The sequence below is a fragment of the Bradyrhizobium sp. INPA03-11B genome (genome assembly GCF_040446015.1).
Classification (GTDB): Bacteria; Pseudomonadota; Alphaproteobacteria; order Rhizobiales; family Xanthobacteraceae; genus Bradyrhizobium; species Bradyrhizobium macuxiense_A.
Genome location: NZ_JASGSR010000093.1, coordinates 23,695 through 32,633 on the forward strand (window position 1 = coordinate 23,695; position 8,939 = coordinate 32,633).

7 protein-coding genes are annotated in these 8,939 nt (G+C 65.0%); 5 read left to right on the forward strand and 2 right to left on the reverse strand.

Features of this window, described 5'->3' with window-relative positions:
- The first annotated feature begins 154 nt into the window (after window positions 1-154).
- The 4 genes from QMZ05_RS29815 to QMZ05_RS29830 are packed head-to-tail and all read left to right on the forward strand — an operon-like array spanning window position 155 to window position 4,820.
- Window positions 155-1,612, forward strand: coding sequence for a DASS family sodium-coupled anion symporter (locus QMZ05_RS29815; RefSeq protein WP_353704006.1), 1,458 nt, complete (start codon window positions 155-157; stop codon window positions 1,610-1,612).
- A 28-nt stretch (window positions 1,613-1,640) separates the two neighbouring features.
- Window positions 1,641-2,918 (forward strand): CoA transferase, encoded by a 1,278-nt coding sequence (locus QMZ05_RS29820; protein WP_353704007.1) that lies wholly within the window; start codon window positions 1,641-1,643, stop codon window positions 2,916-2,918.
- A gap of 22 nt (window positions 2,919-2,940) precedes the next feature.
- On the forward strand, window positions 2,941-3,774 hold the full coding sequence (locus QMZ05_RS29825) for a citryl-CoA lyase (protein ID WP_353704008.1): 834 nt from the start codon (window positions 2,941-2,943) through the stop codon (window positions 3,772-3,774).
- Window positions 3,771-4,820, forward strand: coding sequence for an amidohydrolase family protein (locus QMZ05_RS29830; protein WP_353704009.1), 1,050 nt, complete (start codon window positions 3,771-3,773; stop codon window positions 4,818-4,820). The genes QMZ05_RS29825 and QMZ05_RS29830 overlap by 4 nt, the downstream gene beginning before the upstream one ends.
- On the opposite strand, the gene QMZ05_RS29835 is transcribed toward QMZ05_RS29830, so the two are convergent.
- The gene (locus QMZ05_RS29835; RefSeq protein WP_353704010.1) at window positions 4,774-5,772 is read right to left on the reverse strand and encodes a LysR family transcriptional regulator; all 999 of its coding nucleotides are present in this window, start codon (window positions 5,770-5,772) and stop codon (window positions 4,774-4,776) included. The genes QMZ05_RS29830 and QMZ05_RS29835 overlap by 47 nt on opposite strands.
- Window positions 5,773-5,900: 128 nt before the next feature.
- On the opposite strand from QMZ05_RS29835, the gene QMZ05_RS29840 reads away from it, so the two are divergent.
- Window positions 5,901-7,208, forward strand: a complete 1,308-nt coding sequence (locus QMZ05_RS29840) for an MFS transporter (RefSeq protein WP_353704011.1) — start codon at window positions 5,901-5,903, stop codon at window positions 7,206-7,208.
- A gap of 18 nt (window positions 7,209-7,226) precedes the next feature.
- Here QMZ05_RS29840 and ilvA read toward each other — a convergent pair whose 3' ends face one another.
- Entirely contained in the window at window positions 7,227-8,768 is a 1,542-nt protein-coding gene (gene ilvA, locus QMZ05_RS29845) for a threonine ammonia-lyase, biosynthetic (RefSeq protein WP_353704012.1), read from the reverse strand.
- Window positions 8,769-8,939 lie beyond the last annotated feature (171 nt).

Sequence of the window (8,939 nt, forward strand, 5' to 3'; positions counted from 1 at the left end):
CTCGCCGGCCGCGCACATTCCCGCCGGTTATCGTCTCCTGAAAACTTGCAATTGGACGCTGGTTCGACCCGCGGGCTACTCCCACAACGAAGCACGGCTCCAAATCCGTGATGGCACCGATCCATCGCCGCATGCTTCGACAGGGAGAAAACAAGTGTCAGCTCACGCTCACGCGGAGACCAGCGAAGCCGCGCCGCGCTCGCTGGAGGCTACGCTGAAGACAATCGGCGTTCCCGTCGCCCTGGTCGTCGCCACCGCCATCTGGCTCAGCCCGACCCCGGAGACGCTGTCCTTGCAGGGACACAAGGCGCTGGCGCTGTTTGGCGGCATCTTCGTGCTCTACCTGACCGAGGCGATCCCATTGGCCATCGCCAGCCTGATGGTGGTGCCGCTCGCGGTGCTGAGCGGAACAGCCCCGCTTCGGACCGCGCTCGACGGCTTTGCCGCTTCGCCCGTGTATCTGATCGTCGGCGCCTTCATCCTCGCGACCGCGATGGTGAAGACCCGGCTTGCCGAGCGCATCACCTACATCATTCTGGCGCGGTTCGGCAGCGCGCCGACGCGGATCACGCTCGGCGTGACGCTGGTCAACATCGCGCTCGCCTTCCTCGTTCCGTCGTCGACGGCACGTACGGCAATCCTGCTGCCGGAATGCCTCAGCGTCCTGACGATCTTCGGTGCGACAGCCCGCTCGCCGTTCGCGATCAACCTGCTCCTCACGCTGACGATGACCAACGCGACGATCGGCGCCGGCGTGTTGACGGCGACGGTGCCAAATCCCGTCACGGTCGAGTTCGTCGCCAAGATGAGCAGCCACACCATCACCTATGCCGAATGGCTGCTCTACGGATTCCCGCCGGCGCTGGTGATGACCATGTTCACCTGGTGGGTCATCCAGCGCGTCTTTCCTCCGGAGTTCAAGGCCGGCCACGACCAGGCCGACGCTCGGATCTCGCAGAATCTCGCCGCAATGGGACCGATGTCATCAGCCGAATGGCGTGCGCTAGCGGTGTTCGTGCTGGTGACCTGCCTGTGGGCGACGCAGGGTCTGACCGGGCTCGACACCACGGTGGTGTGCCTGATGGGAGCCTGCCTGCTGTTCCTGCCGAACTTCGGCGTGATCGACTGGAGCGATGCCAACAAGGGTGTGTCCTGGCAGGTGCTGCTGATTGCCGGCGGCGGCGTGTCGCTCGGCGAAATCCTTCTCAAGACCGGCGCCGCCAACTGGCTGGCGAATTCGATCTTCCACGCGCTTGGCCTCGCCGGCGCATCGGCACTGGTCGTCATCGCGGTCGTGATGTTCATCGTGCAATTCATGCACATCATGTTCGTCGGCACGACCGCCATGGCGACTGCGCTGTTGCCGATCATCCTGGCGATGGCAACGACCGCAGGCGTCAATCCGGTCGCGCTGGCGCTGCCGGCCGGCATGATCATCGGCGGTTACCCGCTGCTGATGTTCTACAACACGCTGCCGAACATCCTCGTCTACGGCACCGGCCGGCTCCGCGTCGAGGACTTCCCGCGCGTTGGCGTCATCGTCTGCATCGCCGCCTGCCTGCTCTATGCCCTGTGCGCCGCGACCTGGTGGCACTGGCTCGGGCTGGTCTGATCAATCAAGCATCATCCGGAGAACACCTATGACACTGCCCCTCGCCGGCATTCGTATCCTCGACCTTTCGAACGTGCTTGCCGGTCCGTTCTGCGGCTATCAGCTCGCACGCCTCGGCGCCGAGGTCATCAAGGTCGAAAATCCGAAGGGCGGCGATCTCGCGCGCCGGCTCGGCGCCGATCCGGCGATGGCAAAGAACCTGATGGGTCTGTCGTTCGTCGCCGTCAACGCGGACAAGCAGTCCGTCGCGATCGATTTCAAGGCCGACGAAGGCAAGGAGATCTTCCTTCGCCTCGTCGAAACGGCCGACGTCGTGCTCGAGAACTTCCGGCCGAAGGTCATGGAACGGCTGGGGCTCGGCTATGAGGTGCTCGCCAAGCGCAACCCGCGCATCATCTATTGCGCGATCTCGGGCTTCGGCCAGGACGGCCCGTGGGCAGGCCGGCCGGCCTACGATCAGATCGTTCAGGGGCTGTCCGGCGTCATGAGCGTCACAGGTGATGCCGAAACCGCGCCGCTGCGCACCGGCTTTCCGATCGCCGACACCATTGCGGGCCTCACCGCATCCTTTGCGATCACGGCTGCGCTCGTCGAACAACGGCAGACCGGGCGCGGGCGGCAGATCGATGTCTCGCTGCTCGAATCGACCTTGGCCGCGATGGGTTGGGTGGTTTCCAACCACCTCAACGGCAATGTCGATCCGCAGCCGATCGGCAACGAGAATTTCACGGCAGCCCCCTCCGGCACGTTCGCGACGGGCTGCGGACCGCTCAACATCGCGGCCAACGAACAGAAGCAGTTCGAAGCACTTTGCGACATTGTCGGAAGGCCGGAGCTGAAGACCGATCCGCTGTTTCGCGAGCGACAGTCACGCAAGGACTACCGCGTCGCCCTGAAGCGCGAGCTCGAGGTCGCGCTCGCCGCCAAGTCCGCGGCCGAATGGGAGACGCTGTTCAACGCTAAGGGCGTGCCGGCCGGATGCGTTCTGAGCGTGCCGCAGGTGCTGAACGAAGCGCAGATCGTCGGCCGCAAATTCGTCGAGAGCCTGAAGGCTGAGGTCTCGGGCGGCCAGACGATGCGGGTCACGCGCCCGGGCTTCCGGCTCGAGACCGACTATCCGGAACCATCGCCGCCGCCGAGCCTCGGCCAGGACACCGAGAAATGGCTCGGACAGCTCGGCTTCACACGCGACGAGATTCGAGCGCTCGGCGAGCGCGGCGTCGTCGCCTTCGACAACCGGCCGACCGTGAAGGAGACCGTCAAGATGCCGGACCTGAAGGCGCGCGCCGAAACCTCAAGCACTTAAGACGCAATCGAGGACAAATGCCATGACCGATCAAGGCTCCGCAGACCTGCTGCAAAAGGCCACCCAATGGTGGTCGACCGACATCATCGACATGAAGCCGGGCGTGATCCGGTTTCGCGGCTTCCCAATCGAGCAATTGATCGGCCGGGTGTCGTTCCCGCAAATGATCTGGCTGATGCTGAAGGGTGATCTCCGATCGGCAGAGCAAGGCGCGCTGCTGGAGGCTGCGCTGGTCTCCGCCGTGGATCACGGTCCCCAGGCGCCGTCGATCGCGATCGGACGGATGGCCGTGACCTGCGGCCTTCCCCTCAACGGTGCGATGGCCTCGGCCATCAACGTGCTGGACGACATTCACGGCGGCGCCGGCGAGCAATGCATGGAGCTGTACGCCGACATCGCGCGGCGCCAGGACGCGGGCGTTGAGTTGACGACGGCTATCCAGCAGGGCCTCGACGCTTTCATCGCGGCGAATGGCAAGATCGTGCCCGGTTTCGGGCACCGCTTTCATCCGGTCGATCCGCGCTCGCCCCGGCTGCTCGAACTCGTCGACGCGGCACGCAGGGACAACGTGGTGTCCGGCCGCTTCGCCGAGATCGGCCGTGGCGTCGAGGCCGAGATGCAGCAGCGCAAGGGCCGAACAATTCCCATGAACATCGACGGCGCAACTGCTGTCATCTATTCGGAGCTGGGCTTTTCGCCTGCGCTGGGCCGCGGCCTGTTCATCCTCTCCCGTTCTGTCGGCATCCTTGCGCATGCGTGGGAGCAATCGCAGCAAGGTGGCCGGATCAAGGGACCGATGCCACCGGGCATCCCCTATCGCTACACCGGTCCGGCTCCACGGGATTTCGCCAAGTGATCGCGCCGCCGACCGGAGGCGGCAACTATCTTGCCGTGCGGCCGGACTGGCTTGCGCGCGGCGTTGAGGCGGCGCTCGAACCCGAGCTGCCGATCATCGACGCCCACCATCATCTCTGGGACCGGCAAGGCTGGCGATATCTGTTCGACGAGTACCTCGCCGATATCACCGGCAGCGGCCACAACGTCATGGCAAGCGTCTTCATGCAGTGCCAGGCGATGTACCGGGCCGATGGACCAGCCGCGATGCGCGTCGTCGGCGAAACCGAGTTCGTCAACGGTGTCGCGGCGATGAGCGCGAGCGGCAACTACGGATCCCGGCGCCTTTGCGCCGGGATCGTCGGTCACACCGATCTACGTCTCGGAGACGCCGTGACGCCGGTGCTGGAGGCCCACATCGCCGCCGCCCCCGATCGATTTCGCGGCATCCGGCATATCACCGTGTGGGATGCGGATCGAAGCTTGATGAATCCGCTGAGCGCCGGTCCACCCGGGTTGCTCGGCGATGTCGCGTTTCGTGCCGGATTCGCGCGGCTGGCGCCGTTGGGGCTGGTGTTCGACGCATGGCTGTTCCATCCGCAAATTCTTGAGCTGACCGAGCTCGCGCGGGCGTTTCCTCACACCACTGTTGTGCTCGACCATCTTGGCGGGATCGTGGGGATCGGCGCCTACAAGGATCGCCGCGCCGACATCTTCATCGAATGGACGCGCGCGATCCGTGAGCTCGCAAGATGCGAGAATGTCTGCGTCAAGCTTGGCGGCCTTGGCATGCGCATCAATGGATTCGGTTTCGAGACACGCGACGCCCCGCCGGCGTCGGAAGTCCTCGCAGAGGCCTGGCGGCCCTATATCGAAGTCTGCATCGAGGCGTTCGGCGCGCAACGATGCATGTTCGAAAGCAACTTTCCGGTCGACAAGGGCTCCTATGGCTATGGATCGGTGTGGAATGCGTTCAAGCGCCTGACGCGCCATGCCAGCGAGAGCGATCGCGCGAGCCTGTTCAGTGGGACTGCCGCGCGCGTTTATGGACTCGCTCTGCCCGGCTGACCGCGATCGCCGGCATGGCGGCTGCGGCGTCCGTCATGCCGGGCAACGTGACCTGTTCGAGGAAGTCGCGCCCTCTGGATTTGAGCAGGCTCACGACCCGCTGCGCGGCCGGCGACAGATAGCCATCGCGGCGGGTGACAAAGCCCAGCGGCCTTCGCATCGTGGTGGTGTCGATCATCAGGCGGTCGAGCTGGCTGCCCAAGCGAAGCGGATGCAGGTTCCGCGTGGACGTGAAGCTCAGCAGCGCCGTGTCGGCGATCAGCTTGGGCAGCGTCGTGATCGAATTGGTCTCGATCTGGACCGTCGGCGGCGCAAGACCATGCGCTTCAAACACGTTGTCGAGCCACTGCCGCATTGCGACGGTGCGGGCCGGTAGCACCCATTTCGCGGCGACCAGGTCCTCGATGGCGAGCCGCTTGCCGCACAGCGGATGGTCCTTTGCCGCGACGACGACGACGTCGTCCATGCCGAACGCCTCGTGGCTGAACTCCTGCTCGTCGGACGGAAGGATCGGGCCGATCGCAAGATCGAGGGTGCGCTCGCGAAGCGCCGCCCTGACCACGCCGCTCATTCCGATCTGCACCTCGATCGCGAGGCCCGGCGCATCGGCGATGATGGCACGGCAAATCTGCGGCAGCAGGTACTCGCCCATCGTCGCACCGCAGCCGATGCTGACGCGACCGGCCGCACCGGCGGCGAAATCGGTGACCTCGCGCAGCGATTCCTCCATGGCTTCGCGCATCCGCCGGGCCCGCGCCAGCAGGACCTCACCGACGCGCGTGAGGGTGATCCCGCGCCCGGTCCGCTCGAACAGATCGGCACCGACGGCGTCTTCAAGACGCTGGATGCATTTGGTCAGCGCGGGCTGCGTGCGGCCGAGCTTGTCCGCGGCCCGGCCCATATGACCGAGATCGGCAATCACCTCGAAATAGGTGAGGTCGCGAAGGTCCACTTCTTCCTCCCGGTTATCGGTTCCTGAACATTAGCGATTGGACCGCCGTCCGCTCAGTCTGGCAGTTTGAACCTAACACGGCCGGACCCCATCGGGGTAACCGGCCCACATGCAGGGAGGATCGGCGGATGACCGAGATCGCGGCCAACGGATCGTTCACGGAGGGCAATCCGGATGCAGGGTTGCTCGCGAGCGCCCTTTCCAAGAACACCTGGCGCCTGATCCCGCTGCTCGGCCTCGCCTATCTCTTCAACTACCTCGACCGCACCAGCGTCGGCTTTGCTGCGCTGCAAATGAACAAGGCTATCGGCCTGAGCGCCACGCAATTCGGCTGGGGCGCCGGCATCCTGTTCTTCAGCTACTGCCTGCTGGAAGTCCCCAGCAACATGATGATGTACCGGTTCGGGGCCCGGCGCTGGCTCGCCCGCATCATGATCACCTGGGGCCTGGCGGCCGCGGCGACCGCGTTCGCAGTCGGCCCCTACAGCTTTTACGCGATCCGCTTTCTGCTCGGCGTGTTCGAGGCCGGCTTCTTTCCGGGCGTGATCTGGTACCTTTCGATCTGGTTTCCGGAGAAGCACCGCACCGGCGTGCTCGCCTTGTTCATGGCCGCAACGCCGCTCTCCTCGCTACTCGGCAGTCCGATCTCGGCGGCCCTCCTCGGCATGGACGGGTTCTGGGGGCTCGCAGGCTGGCAATGGATGTTTCTGCTCGAAGGTCTTCCGGCTTGCCTGCTCGGGGTTCTCTGTCTCGCGCTGCTCGCCGACACGCCCGAGCAGGCCCACTGGCTCACATCTGAAGAGCGGCACGCGCTTCTCGCAGCCCTTGCCGGCGACAAGCACGACAAGCCCAAAAAGGATCTGTGGGCCGCCATGCAGGATATCCGCGTGCTGATGCTCACTGCGATCACCTTCGCCTTCACGATCGGCTCCTACGGCATCGGCATCTGGCTGCCATTGATCCTGAAAAGCCACGGCCTGAGCAACATGCAGGTCGGGTGGCTGTCGGCGATCCCCTATTTGTTCGCGACGATCGGCATGCTGTTCTGGGCGCGTCTGGTCGATCGGAAGGGCCAGAAGATCTACAACCTCATGGCCGCACTGATCCTCGGCGCCCTCGGCCTCGCGCTCTCCGTTGTTTTTAGCTCGCTCGTTCCGGCGCTCGCCTGCCTGACGCTTGCGCTGGTCGGCACCATTTCGGCACGAACGGTGTTCTACACCATCCCGCAGAGCTTCCTGACCGGTGCTGCGGCCGCCGGCGGCATCGCGTTCATCAATTCCGTCGGCGCATTCGGCGGCTTCGTCGGTCCTTACATGGTCGGCATCCTGAAGGATGCGACGGGGTCATTCAACGCCGGCATGATCGGGATGGCCGTGATCCTTGTGATCGCGACAGGAATTGCCGGCTCGCTCAGACTGGTTGCCGGCAGGATTTGACTGGCAGCGAGTGGATCTTCATCCCGTCTCGGCGGAGAGAAACAGGCGATAGGCCGGATTCTCGCTCTCGTTCCAGTAGGGATAGCCGAGCGCATCCAGCGCCTGGACGAACCGGGCGCGCTCCTGCGGCTTGACCTCGATACCAGCCAGGATGCGTCCGTAGTCGGCGCCGTGGTTACGGTAGTGGAACAGCGAGATGTTCCAGTCGGGCGCCAGGCTCTCGAGGAATTTCAGCAGCGCGCCGGGGCGCTCCGGAAACTCGAAGCGGTAGATCACTTCGTCCCTGAGCAGCGGCGCACGGCCGCCGACCATGTAGCGCACATGGTCCTTGGCCATCTCGTTCTCGCTCAGATCAAGGATCGGATAGCCCTCGCGGCGCAGCAGCTCCATGACCTCCCGCTTCTCGGCCTCGCCGCGGCCTAGCGCGATGCCGACGAACAGCTGTGCCGGCGCGGTCGTCTCGTTGAAGCGGTAGTTGAACTCCGTGATGGCGCGCGAGCCGAGGATACGGATGAAATGCCGATAGCTGCCCGGCTTCTCCGGCACGGTGACCGCAAGCAAGGCCTCACGATGCTCGCCGACCTCGGCGCGATCGGCAATGGTGCGCAGCCGGTCGAAGTTCAGATTGGCCCCGCTGTTCACGGCGATCAGGCTGCCGTCGCTCAGCGCGCCGCGCTCGGCATAGGCCTTGAGGCCGGCGAGCGCCAAAGCGCCGGAAGGCTCGGCAACCGATCGCACGTCGTCGAAAATATCCTTGATCGCCGCACACATCGCGTCGGTATCGACGGTGACGACCTCGTCAAGCAGGTCGCGGCAGAGCCGGAACGTCTCGGTTCCGACCTTGCGGACCGCGACGCCGTCGGCAAACAGCCCGACCTGATCCAGCGCGACGACGCTGCCCTTGGCGAGCGCCGCCGCCATCGACGCAGCATCAGCCGGCTCGACACCGACGACCTTGATCGACGGATTGAGGAACTTCACGAAGGCGGCGACACCTGCCGCCAACCCGCCGCCTCCGATCGGCACAAAGATCGCCTCGATCGGATCGGGATGCTGCCGCAGGATCTCCATCCCGACGGTCCCCTGGCCGGCGATCACATCGGGATCGTCGAACGGATGCACGAAGGTCAGGCCGCGCGCGGCCTCGATTTCCCTGGCCTTGGTCTGTGCGTCATCGAACGTGTCGCCATGCAGGACGACATCGCCGCCCAGACGGCGGACGGCTTCGACCTTGATGGCGGGCGTCGTCCGCGGCATCACGATCGTTGCGGGAATGCCGAGCTTGCGCGCCGCGAGCGCCACACCCTGCGCATGATTGCCGGCCGACGCACAGATCACGCCGAGCCTGCGCTGTGCGTCCGGCAGCCTGACGATCTTGTTGTAGGCGCCGCGAAGCTTGAACGAGAAGATCGGCTGAAAATCCTCCCGCTTCAGCAATACGGGTCGCGACAAGCGCTCCGAGAGCCGCGGCATCGGATCGAGCGGCGTCTCGACCGCCACGTCGTAGACCCGGGCGGTCAGGATGCTTTGGGCATAGTCGCGGAGCGCGTTGGCGGTCATCGGGTCGCTTCTGTCGATGGGAGGCAATCCTTATCGGTTGCACCTGCCCATCGTCGGCGCCGACCTGGCGAGCAGACGGCACGGAACCGCCGCTGCATCCAGCTCGAAGCATCGCATGACCGGAGGCTCGAGTGAAGCAAAGACCGCCGGCAGGGGGCGCTGCCAAAATAT

Excerpts from the sequence above, each read along its gene's own strand:
- QMZ05_RS29820 (WP_353704007.1), top strand. The coding sequence starts at position 1,641 with ATGACACTGCCCCTCGCCGGCATTCGTATCCTCGACCTTTCGAACGTG.
- QMZ05_RS29825 (WP_353704008.1), top strand. The coding sequence starts at position 2,941 with ATGACCGATCAAGGCTCCGCAGACCTGCTGCAAAAGGCCACCCAATGG.
- QMZ05_RS29840 (WP_353704011.1), top strand. The coding sequence starts at position 5,901 with ATGACCGAGATCGCGGCCAACGGATCGTTCACGGAGGGCAATCCGGAT.
- ilvA (WP_353704012.1), bottom strand. The coding sequence starts at position 8,768 with ATGACCGCCAACGCGCTCCGCGACTATGCCCAAAGCATCCTGACCGCC.